This window comes from Amphritea sp., assembly GCF_050300915.1.
Classification (GTDB): Bacteria; Pseudomonadota; Gammaproteobacteria; order Pseudomonadales; family Balneatricaceae; genus Amphritea.
Window position 1 is genome coordinate 1 of the sequence record NZ_JBNKYN010000243.1, and the last position, 534, is coordinate 534.

The 534-nt window shown below is 53.7% G+C and carries 1 protein-coding gene; it reads right to left on the reverse strand.

The features are described from left to right. Positions 1-534 (reverse strand): mechanosensitive ion channel family protein (locus tag ACQY8X_RS21205; protein ID WP_428037108.1); only part of this gene is annotated, 534 nt, incomplete at both ends.

Here is a 534-nt window from a genome sequence, read left to right on the forward strand (position 1 = left end):
CTGATGCCGGCCACAATCTCGATGCGCCGCGTACCGTTGACATTGAAGTTCGTGATGTTGCTTCCGGTTACCCCTGAATTCGGCACGATGATCCGCTTGTTGTCGGGCGACTTCAGGACCGTTGTAAAAATCCCGATCTCCTCGACGCTGCCGACAGCTCCACCGGCCTCGACAAAATCACCCACCTTGATCGGCTTGAAGATGATCATCAGCACCCCGGCCGCAAAATTGGAAAGCGAACCCTGCAATGCCAAACCAACCGCCAGACCTGCGGCACCAAGAACGGCGACAAACGACGCCGTTGGAATGTTGAGTATGCCCAAGGCGGCAATCACCACAAACACCTGCAAGGCAACATGGCCAAGGCAGGAAAGAAATGAAATCAAGGAGGGATCGACCGACCTTTTTTTCATCACCTTTACAATTCCATTCTTGATCGCCTTAGCTACCCACATACCGATGATCAGGACAAGGATCGCCCCGACAACCCTGCCGCCATAGGTAACCAGCAGGTTCTGCACCGTACCAATGATT